Consider the following 15,448-nt stretch of genomic DNA (forward strand, 5'->3'; position numbering starts at 1 on the left):
CCTTCGCCGTCTCCCATCTCAGCCGGCCCGGCCGCGGCGGAGCACCGCCCGGGCGGGCAGCCCCGTCGCGAGCAGGCCCAGCGCCACCGCGGCGCCCGCGAACCCGCCGTACGTCAGCGGCGGCAGATACGGGTCCTCGCCGGTCAGGCCGCGCACCATCGGGACGAGCGTCGCCAGCGCGATGGCCGTGCCGAGCACGACCCCCGCGACCACCACCAGCAGCGCCTCCCAGCGCACCATCCCCAGGACCTGCCGCCGCGTCGACCCGATCAGCCGCAGCATGCCCAGCTCCCGGCGGCGGTCCAGGACGGTCATCACCAGCGTGTTGGCGGCGGCGACGGCCGCGAAGCCGCCGAGGACCGCGGCCATGACGGTGTTGGCCCAGACGTTGAGCTCGTCCTCCTTGTCCCGGGCCGCCGCATAGCCGCCGGGTCCGGTGACCTCGCCGAGGGGGCGGAGCGCTGCCGCGACGGCCGCCGGGTCGGCGCCCTTGTCGTCCCGTACCAGCACATGGCTGTCGAAGGCCGAGGTCACATGGGCGGCCAGCGCCGCGCGGGGCAGTGTGACCGCCGCCAGGCCCAGCCCCCGCCCGTACGTCGCGACGACCTTCGGCGCGACGGCCGTGCCGTCCGGCAGGTGCAGCCGGAGCCGGTCGCCGACCTTCACATGCGCCGCGGACGCGAGGCTCGCGTCCACGGCCACCGTGCCGCGGCCCAGCCCGTCCAGGCTGCCCGTACGGACGTCGAGGTCCTGGACCGCCGCCAGGTCGCGGCCGGTTCCGGAGACGCCCTGCGCCGACGTGTTCTCCAGCCACGCACCGTCGCCCGAGCCCCTGGGCACCAGGACGCCGGTGCGCAGCACCCCGACCGCCGACGCCACTCCCCGGACGGAGCCGGCGCGGGCCACTGCGTCGGCGGGCAGGCCGCCGGGCGCGGAGAGGACGTGGTCGGCGACGACGCCCACGCGCCGCTGCCCGTCCGTCGCATGGGCCTCGCTGGTGTGCATGAACACCAGCGTCGAGGCGAAGGCCATGGCGAGCACGAGCGGGGTGATCGCCGAGGCCAGGCGGCGGGCGTTGGCCCAGGCGTTGGCGGCGGCCAGGGCGGCCGGGGCCCGGCCCGCCCGCAGCGGCAGGCCGACCAGCCAGGCGCAGCCGCGGGCGACGAACGGGCCGAGCAGCCCGACGGCCAGCATGAACAGCATCACCACGCCCAGCGCGGCGTTGGCCGCGTCGTCCCCCGACGCCGCGGCCGCCACGCCCGTCAGCACACCGCCGCCGGCCAGGGCCGCGACGCCCAGCAGCGTGCGGATCACCCCCGGGCGGAACGGCTCGGCCGCCGCCTCGCCGAGCGCCTGGCCCGGCTTGATCCGCGCCGGTCTGCGGGCGGCCGCCAAGCCCGCGAGCAGCGCGGCGAGCAGCCCCGCGCCGACCGCGCTGACCAGCGGGATCCAGGAGACCGCGAGCTCCACCCCGGCCGGGATCGCGCCCCGGTCCCGGAGTTCTCCGAACCACCAGTGCGCGAGCGCCATACCGGGCAGCGTGCCGAGCGCGCCCGCGAGCGGGGCGACCAGCAGCGCCTCGGTGGCGATGGACCGGCGGATCTGGCGCGGGGTGGCGCCGACGGCACGCAGCAGCGCGATCTCGCGGCCGCGCTGGCCGATGGAGAGCGCGGTGGTACCGGCGGTGGTGAAGATCGCGACCATGGTGGCGATCCCGCCGAAGGAGCCCCCGATCCCCTCCAGCAGTTCCTTGGCCCCGTCGAGACCGGGCTCCCGGGCGGCGCCGCGCCCGTCGCCGGTATGCACGCGGGCGGCGGGCACCGCCTTGAGGGCGCGTTCGAGGTCGGCCGCCAGGGCGCCGGGGGCGGTGCCGGGTCCGGGGCGGACGAGAACGGCATCGACGGTGGCGGGGTGGCCGGACAGAGCCCCCGCCTGGGGGTCGGTGAACCAGACGGCGGGACCGGAGTCCTGGGCGTCGCCCGTACGGGTGATGCCGGCGACCCGGAAGCGGTGGTCCCCGTCGGCCGCGGTCAGCGTGACGCTGCCGCCCACGCGTACGTGCGCCGCGCGGGCGGCGGCCGGGTCCAGTACGGCCTCGCCCTTCCGTGGGGCCGCGCCGGAGGCGAGCGCGACCCCGGTGAAGGGGGCCGAGCCCCAGCCATGGGCGGTCCAGGAGGCGCCGCCGCCCTGGACCGGGAAGCTCCAGTCGGGCGCGGCGGCGGCGACGCCCTGCGTGCGGGCGGCCGTGGCGACGAGCGAGGCGTCGAGCCGGACCCGGTCGGGGGCGGGTTCCGACTCCTCCCGGTCCCCCACGCGCTGCTCCGCGGCGACCACGACCGGGGCGCTCGCATAGCGCCCGGGCGGCACCGTGGCCCGCAGCCCGGACTCCAGCAGGATCCCGCAGGCCGACACGATCGCGGCGGCCAGCATCAGGGCGATGAACGTGCCCGCGAAGGCGGCGGGCTTGAAGCGGACGGCGGCACGGGCAAGACCGTTGCCCAGCAGCCTCATGGGACGATCTCCCCGTGCGAGGGCGCACCGGCCGGCACGCTCGCCCTGCGGATCGGCATACCAGGTGCGCCGACGGCCGTACGGGCCGTGAGCCGGGCCATCCGGGCGGCGACCTCCTGGGCGGGGGCGCGCGTCATGCTGTCGGCGAGGGAGCCGTCGGCGAGGAAGAGCACGCGGTCGGCGTAGCTCGCGGCCACCGGGTCGTGCGTGACCATGACGACGGTCGCGCCGAGCGCGTCCACGGCCTGCCGCAGCAGTCCGAGCACTTCGGCGGCGGTGCCGGTGTCGAGGGCGCCGGTCGGCTCGTCGGCGAAGACGACGTCGGGGCTGGTGACGAGCGCGCGGGCGATCGCCACCCGCTGCTGCTGCCCGCCGGAGAGCCGGCCCGGGAGGCGCCTGGCGTGCTCGTGCAGCCCCACCTGGGCGAGCACGGCCCGGGCCCGGGCGCGGTCGGGGCGCGCGCCCGCGAGCCGCATCGGCAGCACCACGTTCTGCTCGACGGTGAGCGAGGGCAGCAGGTTGAAGGACTGGAAGACGAAGCCGAGGCGGCTGCGGCGCAGCGCGGTGAGCTTGTTCTCGCTCATGCCGGTGATCTCCGTACCGCCGAGCCGGACCGAACCAGCGGTCGGCCGGTCGAGGCCGGCGGCGCACTGCAGGAACGTGGACTTGCCGGAGCCCGAGGGGCCCATCACGGCGGTGAAGCTCCCCCGGGGGAGGGCGAGGTCGATACCGCGCAGGGCGTGCACGGCGCGCGAGCCGCGCCCGTACTGGCGCCGCACACCACGCAGTTCGACGGCGGCGCCCTGCGCACCGCCGATCGCCTCCCGCCCCTCCTCCCGGCGCTCCGCGCGCCGTTCTTCGCGCCGCTTCCGCAGCCGCATGGTCTCCGCCCTTCCGAGGTCGTTGTCGATGCCTCGAACGTACGGATCAGCGGGGTGCCGGAGCCATGACGGCTGCCGCCGTTTCCGGGGTAGGGCTAGCCCCCGCCCATCCCCCGCCCCGGCGCCGCAGGGCAGGCCGGGAAAGGGCCCGTCGCGGCCCTGGGACGGCCCTGAGAGCCCCTGGCAGGGGCGGAAGGCACACCGGGCCCCGGAAGAGGTGGAAGCGCCGCGCTACTGGCGGCAGATCAGCAGCAGCGCCCGGTCGTCGTTGACGTCCTTGGCGACGGTCTCGATCAGATGCCATGCCGCGCCGTGGAAGTTGGACGCCACATAGCGGTCGGCCTCGCCGGTCAGGCGGTCTATGCCTTCGCTGATGTCGCGGTCGGCGGTCTCCACGAGGCCGTCGGTGAAGAGCATCAGAACGTCGCCGGGGCGCAGCGTGCCCTTCGTGGGGTCGAACTGGGCGCCGTCGTAGACGCCGAGCAGAGGGCCGTCAGCGGTCTTCTCCTCCCATTTGCCGGTGCCCGCGCTCAGCTGGAGCGCGGGCAGATGTCCGGCGGAAAAGAGCTCGAAATCGCCGCTGTCGAGGTCGAGTACGAGGTGGATGGACGTCGCGAAGCCCTCGTCCCAGTCCTGGCGCAGCAAATAGCCGTTGGCGGCCGGGAGGAAGCCATGGGGCGGCAGGGAGCCGAGGAGGCCGCCGAAGGCGCCGGACAGCAGAAGGGCGCGGGAGGCCGCGTCCATGCCCTTGCCGGAGACATCGGTGAGGACGACTTCGAGGGTGCGGCCGCCGTTCGTACGGGCCGCGACGACGAAGTCGCCCGAGAAGGACTGCCCGCCGGCCGGGCGCAGCGCCATCTCGCGGTGCCAGCCGCCGGGCAGACCGGGCAGCTTGCTCTGTACGCGGATGCGTTCGCGCAGGTCGAACAGCATGGTGCCGCCGCGCCGCCAGGGCACCCCGACACGGCTGCGGAACTGGGCGATGAGCAGGCCGAAGAAGCCGACGGCCGCGACGACCAGGATGGTGCCCGGGGTGACCCGGTCGGAGGTGTCCTGTTCGGTGTAGGGGCCGAGGATGGCGGATTCGATGATGAGGGCGGTGGCCGCCGCCCCGTAGAGCGCGAGGAGGCTGGCCGGGCGCAGCACCAGGCCGCCCGCGACGATGGGCAGCACGAGGGCGGCGGGGGCGCACCAGTCGGGCTGGGCGATGGTGCCGAAGGCGATGGTCGGGACGGAGAGCAACAGCATGGTGAGGGCGAGCCGATCCGAGCCGCCCCCGCGGAAGTAGTCGACTCCGGCTTTGCGCACGCCAGTGCGAGCCCGGTGCAGCGCCTTGCGCAGCCGGGCCGTTGGAGTGTCTACGCCGCCAGTCATTGCATCGGGACCCTACCCACCCGTTCGGACGCGCGTCGATTCGTGGCGCGTCGAACCACCCACCGGAGTGGGCAATCGTAAGCGAAATTCGTTCGCCTGTGCCGGAATCCGCTGCTAGGGATGGGAATATGACGATGGAGCTGCATGTGCTCGACCCGGCCCACTGGGACGATTGGTACAGGACGCTGATGCTCGCCTTCGGCGGGGTCCAGGAGTCGCCGGAGGAGCGCGTCCTGGACCGCGACTTGACCGAATGTGAGCGTTCGGTCGGGGCGTGGGACGGCGAGGAGATCGTCGGGACGGCGGGGCTGTTCAGCTTCCGGCTGTCGGTGCCGGGCGGCGCCGTGGTGCCGGCGGCCGGGGTCACGATGGTCGGCGTGCAGCCCACGCACCGCAGGCGCGGGGTGCTGCGCGCCATGATGCGCCGCCTGCTGGACGACGTACGCGCCGCGGGCGAGCCGCTGGCGGTGCTGACCGCGTCGGAGCCGCAGATCTACGGCCGGTTCGGCTTCGGCGAGGCCACCCGGGCCGCGCTCGCCGAGATCGACACCGCGCGGGTGGGCCTGACCGTCCCGGAGGGGGCCGACGAGGTGGCCCTGCGCGCCGTGGCGCCCGAGGCCGCGCTGGAGGCGTGTGAGGCGGTCTACGCCCGCCTGGTGACCGCCCGGCCGGGGATGCTGGAGCGGCGCCCGGGCTGGGAGCGCAAGCCGCTGCTCGACCCGCCGAGCGAGCGCGCGGGCGCCTCGCCGCTGCGGTGCGTACTGGCCGAGCGGGACGGTGAGGTCACCGGTTATGTGCGCTTCGCGGTCAACCCGGATTGGGACCTGGCCGTGCCGAAGGGCGTGGTGATCGTGCGCGATCTGGAGGCCCTGGACCCGGCGTCCCGCGGCGCACTGTGGCGCTTTCTCTTCGATATCGACCTGACCAGCAAGATTCGCATCGGTCGCCGACCGGTCGACGACCCCTGGCAGCACATGGTCTCCGATATCCGGCGCTGCCAGATCCTGCTGCGCGACGACCTGTATGTGCGTCCGGTGGACGTCGGCGCGGCCCTCGAGGCGCGGACGTACGCCCTGCCGGTGGATGTGGTCCTGGAGGTCACCGACGCCTTCTGCCCATGGAACGAGGGGCGATGGCGGCTGACCGGGGACGCCAAGGGCGCGAGCTGCGAGCGGACGTCGGATGAGCCGGGGCTGCGGCTGGACGTACGGGAGTTGGGCGCGGTGTACCTCGGCGGGACCTCGCTGTCCGCTCTGGCGGGCGCCGGCCGCGTCCAGGAGCTGCGCCAGGGCGCGCTGGCGGAGGCGTCGGCCGCCTTCCGCAGCGATGTCGCGCCCTGGCTCCCGCACAACTTCTGACCGCGCCCGCGGGGCTGACCGCGCCCGCGGGCCTGCGGGGCCCGCGGGGCCTAATGGCGCTGACAGTTCGGGCACCAGAACAGATTGCGGTTGGCGAGGTCCGCGATGCGCACCTCGCCGCCGCAGATATGGCAGGGCTGTCGGTCCCGGCGGTAGACGTAGACCTCGCCGCCGTGGTCGTCGACGCGCGGCGGGCGGCCCATCGCCTCGGGGGTGTGCTCGGGGCGGACCGTGTCGATGCGGTTGTTCCGTACGCCCTCGCGCATCAGCGTCACCAGATCCGCCCAGATCGCGTCCCATTCGGCGCGGCTCAGGTCGCGGCCCGCGCGGTACGGGTCGATGCCGTGCCGGAACAGGACCTCGGCGCGGTAGACGTTGCCGACCCCCGCGACCACCTTCTGGTCGAGCAGCAGCGCGGCCACGCTGGTGCGGCTGCGGGAGACCCGGGCCCAGGCGCGGTCCCCGTCGTCCGAGGGGCGCAGCGGGTCCGGGCCGAGCCGGTCGTGCACCGCCCGCTTCTCGTCGTCGGTGATCAGCGCGCAGGCGGTCGGGCCCCGCAGGTCCGCGTACGCCTCCTTGGTGGCCAGCCGCAGCCGCACGGTGTCGGTCGGCGGCGGGGCGGGGGCCGGGCCGAGGCCCACCTTGCCGAACAGGCCGAGGTGGACATGGACCCAGCCGCTCGCCGGGAAGCCCAGGAAGAGGTGCTTGCCGTGGGCCTCGGCGTGCTCCAGCACCTGCCCGTCGATCAGCGCCGCGCCGTCGGCGAACTTGCCCTGCGGACTGCTGGCGCGTACGGGCCGGCCGCCGAACAGCTCACTGTGGTCGGCGGCCAGCCGGTGGATGGTGTGCCCTTCGGGCATCAGGCCATCAGCCCTGCTGCGGGTGGTGGGCGGGGATCGGCGGCAGTTCGCCGGTGGCCTCGTAGGCCGAGAGCATCTCGATGCGCCGGGTGTGACGCTCCTCACCCGAGTACGGCGTGTTCAGGAAAATCTCGACAAACTTGGTCGCCTCGTCCTGGGTGTGCATCCGGGCGCCGACGCTGATCACATTGGCGTTGTTGTGCTCACGGCCGAGCTCGGCGGTCTGCTCGCTCCAGGCCAGCGCTGCGCGCACGCCCTTGACCTTGTTGGCGGCGATCTGCTCGCCGTTCCCGGAGCCGCCGATCACGATGCCAAGGCTGTCCGGGTCGGCCGCGGTCCGCTCGGCGGCCCGCAGACAGAACGGCGGGTAGTCGTCCTGGGCGTCGTAGATGTGGGGCCCGCAGTCGACGGGCTCATGGCCGGCCGCCCGAAGCCAGTCAACTAGGTGGTTCTTGAGTTCGAAACCGGCATGGTCGGAGCCGAGGTACACGCGCATGCCCCGAGTGTGACACGGCCGTGTGGTCGCCACCGCCCGGGGTACGAGTTGCGGAAGCCCTCAGTAGCACCAACGAAACCCAGAGAAACCTCGGGTAACAATCTGGAATCAAAGGTTCAGTTGATCGTGTCCCTGAGTTTCACTGGCGTCGCTCGTCACCCGAGAGCAAAGGACCGAGCATGAGCGCACAACCTGCGACCAATACGGCCAAGGCGACGGCCGGATCGTCCGACCCAGGTGCCCCGAACGACGGCCTCAAGGCCGGTCTCAAGAACCGCCATCTGTCGATGATCGCGATCGGCGGGGTGATCGGCGCCGGGCTGTTCGTCGGCTCCGGCGCCGGTATCGCCAAGGCCGGGCCCGGCATCCTCATCTCCTACGCGCTGGTCGGCCTGATGGTCGTCCTGGTGATGCGGATGCTCGGCGAGATGGCCGCCGCCAACCCCTCCTCGGGTTCCTTCTCCGCCTACGCCGACCGGGCGCTCGGCCGCTGGGCGGGATTCTCCATCGGCTGGCTCTATTGGTTCTTCTGGGTGGTGGTGCTGGCGGTCGAGGCGACCGCGGGCGCCGAGATCCTCGAGGGCTGGATGCCGGATGTGCCGCAGTGGGGCTGGGCGCTGATCGTGATGGTGGTGCTGACCGCGGCCAACCTGGTCTCGGTCTCCTCCTACGGCGAGTTCGAGTTCTGGTTCGCCGGGATCAAGGTCGTCGCGATCGCCGCGTTCATCGTGGTGGGCGGGCTGGCCGTGTTCGGAGTGCTGCCCGGCTCGGACAACGAGGGGGCGGGCTTCGCGCACCTCACCGACCACGGCGGGTTCCTGCCGCACGGCCCGGGGGCGATTCTCACCGGTGTGCTGCTGGTCGTCTTCTCCTTCATGGGCAGCGAGATCGTCACCCTCGCCGCCGGTGAGTCCGCCGACCCGCAGCGGGCGGTGACCAAGGCGACCAACAGCGTGATCTGGCGTGTCGCCGTCTTCTACCTGGGCTCCATCTTCGTCGTGGTGACCCTGCTGCCGTGGAACGACCCGGGGATCGCGGACAAGTCGAAGGGCAGCTATGTCGCCGCGCTCGACTCGATCGGCATCCCGCACGCGGGCCAGGTCATGAATGTGATCGTGCTGACCGCCGTGCTGTCCTGTCTGAACTCCGGCCTCTACACCGCCTCCCGGATGGCCTTCTCGCTCGGACAGCGCGGGGACGCGCCGGCCGCCTTCGCGAAGACCACCTCGCGCGGGGTGCCGCAGACCGCGATCCTCGGATCGGTCGTCTTCGGCTTCGTCGCGGTCTGGTTCAACTACCAGTGGCCGGACACGGTCTTCCAGTTCCTGCTGAACTCCTCGGGCGCGGTCGCGCTGTTCGTCTGGCTGGTGATCTGCTTCACCCAGCTGAGGATGCGCGGGATCATCCTGCGCGAGAACCCGGACAAGCTGATCGTCCGGATGTGGCTCTTCCCGTATCTGACCTGGGCGACGATCGCGATGATCTCGTTCGTGCTGGTCTACATGCTCACTGACAAGGACGGACGCGAGCAGGTGCTGCTGTCCGCGGCGGTGGCCGTGGTGGTCGTGGCCTTCTCGCTGATCCGCGACCGGCTCCCCGGGGCCCGGAGCGAAGGCGCCGACAGCAAGCCGAAGGAATCGGTGCTGCCGTAGGGGGACACCCATGACTCAGGCGCCGGACGAACCATCTCGTCCGGCGCCTGAGTGCGTACCTACGCCATCGAGCCGGGGGTGCCTCCCAGCGGTAGCTGGGGGCGAGCCGAAGGGGCGCGGCCGCCCGCGCCGGAGGCGCTGATGTCGCTGTGAAAGGGAGAGCGCGCGGAGGATCCGAGGACTGCGATCGATATGCGGCTCCGCCGCGCGGGGGGCCGAGGACTGCGATCGCCACGCGGCGGAGCCGCAGGTCGATCGCAGCCTCCGGCTACCGCCGCGTGGCCGTCGACAGGGGCCGTAGCGCCCCCCGGGGGCACCTCCCAGCGGTAGCTGGGGGAGAACCGAGCCCTAGAAAGAGGGGCCGCGGCGGCCGATCAGCTTCCAGACGGTGGGCAGCGCGCCCATGGCCAGTGCGGCCTTCAGGGCGTCGCCGATCAGGAACGGCGTGAGGCCCGCGGCGACCGCCTGGCTGAGGGAGATGTCCGCGGCCAGCGCGAGGTAGGGGACGCCGACGGCGTAGATGATCGCCGAGCCGACCGCCATGGTGCCCGCCGTGCGCAGCACCCCGCGGTCCCCGCCGCGCCGCGCCAGCGCGCCCACCGCGGCCGAGGCGAGCAGCATGCCCAGCACATAGCCGAAGGACGGCATCGCGGCGCCCGAGCTGCCCTCCGCGAACCACGGCAGGCCCGCCATGCCGAGGAGGGTGTACAGCGCGAGGGAGAGGAAGCCGCGCCGGGCACCGAGCGAGGTGCCGACCAGCAGCGCGGCGAAGGTCTGGCCGGTCACCGGGACCGGGGAGCCGGGGACGGGCACGGACAGCTGCGCGGCGAGGCCGGTGAGCGCGGCGCCGCCGACGACCAGGGCCGCGTCCCGGGCCAGGACCTGCCGGGAGGAAGGGGCGGACGAGGCGGCCGGCCGGGCCCGGCGGGCCGGGAAGATCACGTCCGCGAGGACCGTACCCGGGTGGACGGTGGCGGCAGAAGCGGTGCTCATCGACGGTTCTCCGAGGTGAGAGGCGGTGTGGGACACGGTGACGGTACCCGGGGGCAGGTCCGCGATCACGGTCGGCGGGCGACAAAGCCGCACCGGCCCGCTTGGAGACTTCCGGCAGCCGGCCACCGGGCGATGGAGTGGGTACGCAGCGTCACGCGAGGGTCCGATATTCAGACATCTTGGGGCCGAATGTTGTCCTGAGCGGACACCGCCCTCACACTGAGGGCGTTTTGCCCCCAGCAGCACCTCCCGTACCCGCACCCCTCATGTAATGGACACCACAGACCCATGAACCGGACACCCGCGTCCTCCGCGCAGGAGCGCGACGCCGAGGCGGTCGGCACCGGCCGGGCCGGCGGCGCGCCGCTGTCCCACGGCCTCAAGCAGCGCCATCTGTCGATGATCGCCCTCGGGGGCGTGATCGGCGCGGGCCTGTTCGTCAGCTCCGGCACCGGCATCGCGGCCGCCGGGCCGTCGATCGTGATCGCGTATGCGCTGTCCGGCCTGCTCGTGATGCTCGTGATGCGCATGCTCGGCGAGATGTCCGCGGCCAACCCGGCCTCCGGCTCCTTCTCCGTACACGCCGAGCGGGCGATCGGGCCGTGGGCCGGGTTCACCGTGGGGTGGACGTTCTGGGTGCTGTTGTGCGTGGGCATCGCGGCCGAGGCGATCGGCGCGGCGGGGATCATGGTGAAGTGGTTCCCCGGCACCGAGTCCTGGATGTGGGTCGCCCTGTTCATGGTGATCTTCTGCGGGACGAACCTCGCGGCCGTCGGCAACTTCGGCGAGTTCGAGTTCTGGTTCGCCGCGCTGAAGATCACCGCGATCTCGCTCTTCCTGGTCCTGGGCGTGCTGGCCATCCTCGGCGTACTCCCGGGCACCGACGCCCCGGGCGCCGCCAACCTCACCGGGACCCATGGCTTCCTGCCCAACGGCCTCGACGGCCTCGTCCTGGGCCTGCCGGCCACCGTGTTCGCCTACGGCGGTCTTGAGACGGTCACCATCGCGGCGGCCGAGTCCGAGCATCCGGTCCAGGGGGTCGCGAGCGCGGTGCGCACCGCGATGTGGCGGATCGCGGTGTTCTACGTGGGCTCGATGCTGGTCGTGGTCACCCTGATCCCGTGGAACGACCCGTCGGTCGTCACCGACGGCCCGTACGTGGCCGTGCTCAAGCACCTCGACATCCCGGCGGCCGGCCAGCTGATGAACGTCATCGTGCTGGTGGCCCTGCTCTCCGCGATGAACGCCAACATCTACGGCGCCTCCCGCATGGCGTACTCGCTCGCGGCGCGCGGCGAGGGGCCGTCCGTCCTCGGCGGGGTCAGCGGCGGGGTGCCCCGGGCGACCGTGGTCGCCTCCTCCACCTTCGGCTTCTTCGCGGTGCTGCTGAGCTACTGGTGGCCGGACACCATCTTCAAGTGGCTGCTCAACATGGTCGGCGCGGCCGTGCTGATCGTGTGGGGCTTCATCGCGGTCTCGCAGCTGAGGATGCGCAGGCGGCTGGAGCGCGAAACGCCCGACAAGCTCGTGGTGAAGATGTGGCTGTTCCCGTATCTGACGTGGGTGGCGCTGGCCGGGACGGTCGTCGTGCTGGCGCTGATGACCCGCGAGTCCGACACCCGCACCCAGCTGTACTTCTCGGCCGGGCTGACGGCGGCGCTCGCGGTGGTCGGATACGTACGGCAGCGGTTGGCGGCGGCGCGGAGCTGACCGCCCCGGCGTGACCCGAAGGCCCCCGCGCGACCGTGTCGCGCGGGGGCCTTCGCCTGTCCGCCGTATGCGCCAGGTGTGCCTCAGATGTGCCTCAGTCGAAGATCGGGCCCACCGTGCGGGTGCGCTTGATCTCGTAGAAGCCGGGGATCGAGGCGACCATCAGCGTGCCGTCCCACAGCTGGGCGGCGGCCTCGCCCTTGGGCGCGGGGGTCACGACCGGGCCGAAGAAGGCGATCTGCTCGCCGTCCGGGCCGGGGACCGCGATGACCGGGGTGCCCACGTCCTGGCCGACCAGGTCGATGCCCTCCTTGTGGGAGGCGCGCAGCTCGGTGTCGTATTCGTCGGAGTCGGCGGCGTCCGCGAGCTCGGCGGGCAGGCCGGCTTCCTCGAGGGCGGCGACGATCGTCTCGCGGCTCTTCTCCAGGCCCTGGTTGTGGAAGCGGGTGCCGAGGGCGGTGTAGAGCGGGCCGAGGACGTCGCTGCCGTGCTTCTGCTCGGCGGCGATGCAGACCCGGACCGGACCCCAGGCGGTCTTCATCAGCTCGCGGTACTCCTCGGGCAGTTCGTCGACCCGGGGCTCGTTGAGCACGGCCAGACTCATCACATGCCAGCGCACCTCGACCGGGCGGACCTTCTCCACCTCCAGCATCCAGCGGGAGGTCATCCAGGCCCACGGGCACAGCGGGTCGAACCAGAAGTCGGCAGGAGTCTTGGCGGTTTCGGTCACGATCTCTCCTCGAACGGACAGCTATGGAAAAGCGACAGGTGTTCCAGGAAACACGGCCGGGCGTGGCGGCCATTCCCCAATTCCCGTTGTCAGTGCCGCGTGACATGATTTCGCGTGTTCGAGTGTCCGATATTCGAGACGATGACGAGGGAGCCGCGTCTTGCCCGGCGAGAACCTGACCCGTGACGAAGCCCGAGAGCGCGCGCAGCTGCTGACCGTGGACGCGTACGACGTGGCGCTCGACCTGCGGTCCGCGGTCGGGGAGCGCGCGGGTAAGGGGCCGCGCACCTTCCGCTCGACGACCACGCTGCGCTTCCGCTGCGCCGAGCCGGGGGCGGCGTCGTTCGCCGATCTGATCGCGCCGCGGGTCACCGCCGTGCGGCTGAACGGACGGGAGCTCGACCCGAAGGCCGTCTTCGACGGCGCGCGGATCGCCCTCGACTCCCTCGCCGCGGAGAACGAGCTGGTGGTGGAGGCGCAGTGCGCCTACAGCAGGACCGGCGAGGGGCTGCACCGCTTTGTGGACCCCGAGGACGGCCAGGTCTATCTGTACACGCAGTACGAGCCGGCCGACTCCCGCCGCGTCTTCGCGAACTTCGAGCAGCCCGACCTCAAGGCCCGCTTCACCTTCTCGGTGACCGCCCCGCAGGACTGGACGGTGCTCAGCAACGGCGCGGTGGCGGCGCTCGAGCCGTGGGGAGCGGGTGACGGGTTCGCCACCACCCACTTCGCGCCGACCGAGCCGATCTCGACGTACATCACGGCGGTCGTGGCCGGCCCGTACCACTATGTACGGGACCATTACAGCCGCGCCCTGCCGGACGGCTCCGCCCTGGAGATCCCGCTGGGCGCGCTGTGCCGCGCCTCGCTCGCCAAGCACTTCGACGCGGACGACATCTTCACCGTCACCAAGCAGGGCCTGGACTTCTTCCACGACCACTTCGACTACCCGTACCCGTTCGGGAAGTACGACCAGGCGTTCGTGCCCGAGTACAACCTCGGCGCGATGGAGAACCCGGGCTGTGTGACCTTCCGTGAGGAGTTCGTCTTCCGCGGCAAGGTCACCCAGGCCTCGTACGAGCACCGGGCCAATGTGATCCTCCACGAGATGGCCCATATGTGGTTCGGCGACCTGGTCACCATGGAGTGGTGGGACGACCTGTGGCTCAAGGAGTCCTTCGCGGACTTCATGGGCGCCTTCTCACTCGTCGAGTCGACCCGCTTCACCGACGGCTGGATCACCTTCGCCAACCGCCGCAAGGCCTGGGCGTACCGCGCCGACCAGCTGCCGTCCACCCACCCGGTCACGGCCGATATCCGCGACCTGGAGGACGCCAAGCTCAACTTCGACGGGATCACCTACGCCAAGGGCGCCTCCGTCCTCAAGCAGCTGGTGGCCTACGCCGGGCGGGACGCCTTTCTGGAGGGCGCGCGCCGCTACTTCAAGCGCCATGCGTACGGCAATACGCGCCTGACCGATCTGCTGTCGGTGCTGACCGAGACCTCCGGCCGGGACATGGCCGCCTGGTCCCGGGCCTGGCTGGAGACGGCCGGGGTCAATGTGCTCACCCCGCAGGCCACCTATGACGCGGCCGGCCATATCACCGAGCTGTCGATCGTCCAGGAGGCCGCCTCCGCCGAGCACCCGACGCTGCGCCCGCACCGGGTCGCCGTCGGCCTCTACCGGTGGGCCGGCGCGGCGGCGGACGGGACCGGCGCGCTGGTGCGCTACGCGCGGGCCGAGGTCGACGTGGACGGCCCCCGTACGGTGGTGGCCGAGCTGACCGGGGCCGAGCGGCCCGAGCTGATCCTGGTCAACGACGACGACCTCACCTACTGCAAGGTCCGCTTCGACGAGGTCTCGCTGGACACCCTGCGCGCCCACCTGGGCGAGCTGACCGATCCCCTCGCGCGGGCGCTGTGCTGGTCCGCCCTGTGGAATCTGACGCGCGACGCGCTGATGCCCGCCCGCGACTTCCTGGACCTGGTGGAGCGCTTCGGCGGGGCGGAGACCGATATCGGCGTGCTCCAGATGGTCCAGGCGTGGGCCCAGTCCGCGCTCCAGCACTACGCGGCGCCCGACTGGCGCGAGGAGGGCGGCCTGCGGGTCGCCGAGGGCGCGCTGCGCGAGCTGCGGCTGGCCACACCGGGCAGCGGCCACCAGCTGGCCTGGGCGCGGTTCTTCGCCCAGACCGCCGCCACCGACCTGGACCAGCGTGTGCTGCTCGGGCTGCTGGACGGCACGGCCCGGATCGACGGGCTGGATGTCGACCAGGAGCTGCGCTGGACGTTCCTGGCCTCGCTGGCCGCCCAGGGCGCGGCCGACGAGTCGCTGATCGCGGCGGAGCTGGGCCGCGACGACACCGCCTCCGGCAAGCGCCACCAGGTGCGCTGCCTGGCCGCCCGGCCGTCGGCCGCGGTCAAGGCGGAGGCATGGGCAGCGGTCGTGGAGTCCGACGCGCTGTCCAACGCTCTGGTGGAGGCCACCATCGCGGGCTTCGCGCAGCCCTCCCAGGCGGACCTGCTCGCGCCGTACCAGGACCGGTACTTCGCCGTGATCGAGCGGGTGTGGCGGGAGCGGTCGATCGAGATCGCCATGTCGATCGTCCGCGGCCTGTTCCCCGCGCAGGGCGACGCCACAACCCTGGAGGCGGCCGACGCCTGGCTGACCCGCCATCCGAACGCGGCGCCGGCGCTGCGCCGACTGGTCCTGGAGGCGCGCGACGATCTCGCGCGGGCGCTGCGCGGACAGGAGTGCGACGCCCGCTCGGCCGTTTGACGGGTCTTTGTCGGCAGATCAGCTGTTTTCGGCAATCGAACGTCCGTACTTTAGGACGGGGTTGTCCGTATTTGTCGACGAGCGTGTAACAGCGGTTAGCGGGC

Annotated in this window: 11 protein-coding genes; 4 read left to right on the plus strand and 7 right to left on the minus strand. The window is 72.4% G+C overall.

What is annotated here, in order from left to right; all coding sequences use genetic code 11:
- Positions 1 to 18: 18 nt before the first annotated feature.
- From ACH4U7_RS19605 to ACH4U7_RS19615, 3 genes are all read right to left on the minus strand, one after another.
- Complete coding sequence (locus ACH4U7_RS19605) at positions 19 to 2,511, minus strand: ABC transporter permease (RefSeq protein ID WP_398529132.1); 2,493 nt, start codon at positions 2,509 to 2,511, stop codon at positions 19 to 21.
- The gene (locus ACH4U7_RS19610; RefSeq protein ID WP_398529133.1) at positions 2,508 to 3,392 is read right to left on the minus strand and encodes an ABC transporter ATP-binding protein; all 885 of its coding nucleotides are present in this window, start codon (positions 3,390 to 3,392) and stop codon (positions 2,508 to 2,510) included. The genes ACH4U7_RS19605 and ACH4U7_RS19610 overlap by 4 nt, the downstream gene beginning before the upstream one ends.
- 231 nt (positions 3,393 to 3,623) lie before the next feature.
- Positions 3,624 to 4,766 carry a PP2C family protein-serine/threonine phosphatase gene (locus ACH4U7_RS19615; protein WP_398529134.1) on the minus strand — a complete coding sequence of 381 codons (1,143 nt, stop codon included), beginning with the start codon at positions 4,764 to 4,766 and terminating at the stop codon, positions 3,624 to 3,626.
- Positions 4,767 to 4,894: 128 nt separating this feature from the next.
- Here ACH4U7_RS19615 and ACH4U7_RS19620 point away from each other — a divergent pair, with 128 nt between their 5' ends.
- Entirely contained in the window at positions 4,895 to 6,124 is a 1,230-nt protein-coding gene (locus ACH4U7_RS19620) for a GNAT family N-acetyltransferase (RefSeq protein WP_398529135.1), read from the plus strand.
- A gap of 50 nt (positions 6,125 to 6,174) precedes the next feature.
- Here ACH4U7_RS19620 and ACH4U7_RS19625 read toward each other — a convergent pair whose 3' ends face one another.
- Both ACH4U7_RS19625 and ACH4U7_RS19630 read right to left on the minus strand, forming a co-directional pair.
- The gene (locus tag ACH4U7_RS19625; protein ID WP_398529136.1) at positions 6,175 to 6,984 is read right to left on the minus strand and encodes an Fpg/Nei family DNA glycosylase; all 810 of its coding nucleotides are present in this window, start codon (positions 6,982 to 6,984) and stop codon (positions 6,175 to 6,177) included.
- A 7-nt stretch (positions 6,985 to 6,991) separates the two neighbouring features.
- Positions 6,992 to 7,480, minus strand: coding sequence for a ribose-5-phosphate isomerase (locus ACH4U7_RS19630; protein ID WP_014179664.1), 489 nt, complete (start codon positions 7,478 to 7,480; stop codon positions 6,992 to 6,994).
- A gap of 179 nt (positions 7,481 to 7,659) precedes the next feature.
- Here ACH4U7_RS19630 and ACH4U7_RS19635 point away from each other — a divergent pair, with 179 nt between their 5' ends.
- Positions 7,660 to 9,132 carry an amino acid permease gene (locus ACH4U7_RS19635; protein WP_398529137.1) on the plus strand — a complete coding sequence of 491 codons (1,473 nt, stop codon included), beginning with the start codon at positions 7,660 to 7,662 and terminating at the stop codon, positions 9,130 to 9,132.
- A gap of 348 nt (positions 9,133 to 9,480) precedes the next feature.
- Here the strand turns inward: ACH4U7_RS19635 and ACH4U7_RS19640 are convergent, their stop codons facing one another.
- Positions 9,481 to 10,125, minus strand: coding sequence for a biotin transporter BioY (locus ACH4U7_RS19640; RefSeq protein WP_398529138.1), 645 nt, complete (start codon positions 10,123 to 10,125; stop codon positions 9,481 to 9,483).
- 288 nt (positions 10,126 to 10,413) lie between these two features.
- Between ACH4U7_RS19640 and ACH4U7_RS19645 the strand changes: the two genes are divergently transcribed.
- Positions 10,414 to 11,835 carry an amino acid permease gene (locus ACH4U7_RS19645; RefSeq protein ID WP_398529139.1) on the plus strand — a complete coding sequence of 474 codons (1,422 nt, stop codon included), beginning with the start codon at positions 10,414 to 10,416 and terminating at the stop codon, positions 11,833 to 11,835.
- 94 nt (positions 11,836 to 11,929) lie between these two features.
- Here ACH4U7_RS19645 and ACH4U7_RS19650 read toward each other — a convergent pair whose 3' ends face one another.
- Positions 11,930 to 12,565: a DsbA family protein gene (locus ACH4U7_RS19650; protein WP_398529140.1), complete on the minus strand. Its 636-nt coding sequence runs from the start codon at positions 12,563 to 12,565 to the stop codon at positions 11,930 to 11,932.
- Positions 12,566 to 12,725: 160 nt separating this feature from the next.
- Here ACH4U7_RS19650 and pepN point away from each other — a divergent pair, with 160 nt between their 5' ends.
- Positions 12,726 to 15,344, plus strand: a complete 2,619-nt coding sequence (gene pepN / locus ACH4U7_RS19655) for an aminopeptidase N (protein ID WP_398529141.1) — start codon at positions 12,726 to 12,728, stop codon at positions 15,342 to 15,344.
- The last annotated feature ends 104 nt before the right edge of the window (positions 15,345 to 15,448 follow it).

This window comes from Streptomyces sp. NPDC020845 (assembly GCF_044334165.1).
In the GTDB taxonomy this organism is placed as follows: domain Bacteria; phylum Actinomycetota; class Actinomycetes; order Streptomycetales; family Streptomycetaceae; genus Streptomyces.

Excerpts from the sequence above, each read along its gene's own strand:
- ACH4U7_RS19605 (WP_398529132.1), bottom strand. The coding sequence starts at position 2,511 with ATGAGGCTGCTGGGCAACGGTCTTGCCCGTGCCGCCGTCCGCTTCAAG.
- ACH4U7_RS19610 (WP_398529133.1), bottom strand. The coding sequence starts at position 3,392 with ATGCGGCTGCGGAAGCGGCGCGAAGAACGGCGCGCGGAGCGCCGGGAG.
- ACH4U7_RS19615 (WP_398529134.1), bottom strand. The coding sequence starts at position 4,766 with ATGACTGGCGGCGTAGACACTCCAACGGCCCGGCTGCGCAAGGCGCTG.
- ACH4U7_RS19620 (WP_398529135.1), top strand. The coding sequence starts at position 4,895 with ATGACGATGGAGCTGCATGTGCTCGACCCGGCCCACTGGGACGATTGG.
- ACH4U7_RS19625 (WP_398529136.1), bottom strand. The coding sequence starts at position 6,984 with ATGCCCGAAGGGCACACCATCCACCGGCTGGCCGCCGACCACAGTGAG.
- ACH4U7_RS19630 (WP_014179664.1), bottom strand. The coding sequence starts at position 7,480 with ATGCGCGTGTACCTCGGCTCCGACCATGCCGGTTTCGAACTCAAGAAC.
- ACH4U7_RS19635 (WP_398529137.1), top strand. The coding sequence starts at position 7,660 with ATGAGCGCACAACCTGCGACCAATACGGCCAAGGCGACGGCCGGATCG.
- ACH4U7_RS19640 (WP_398529138.1), bottom strand. The coding sequence starts at position 10,125 with ATGAGCACCGCTTCTGCCGCCACCGTCCACCCGGGTACGGTCCTCGCG.
- ACH4U7_RS19645 (WP_398529139.1), top strand. The coding sequence starts at position 10,414 with ATGAACCGGACACCCGCGTCCTCCGCGCAGGAGCGCGACGCCGAGGCG.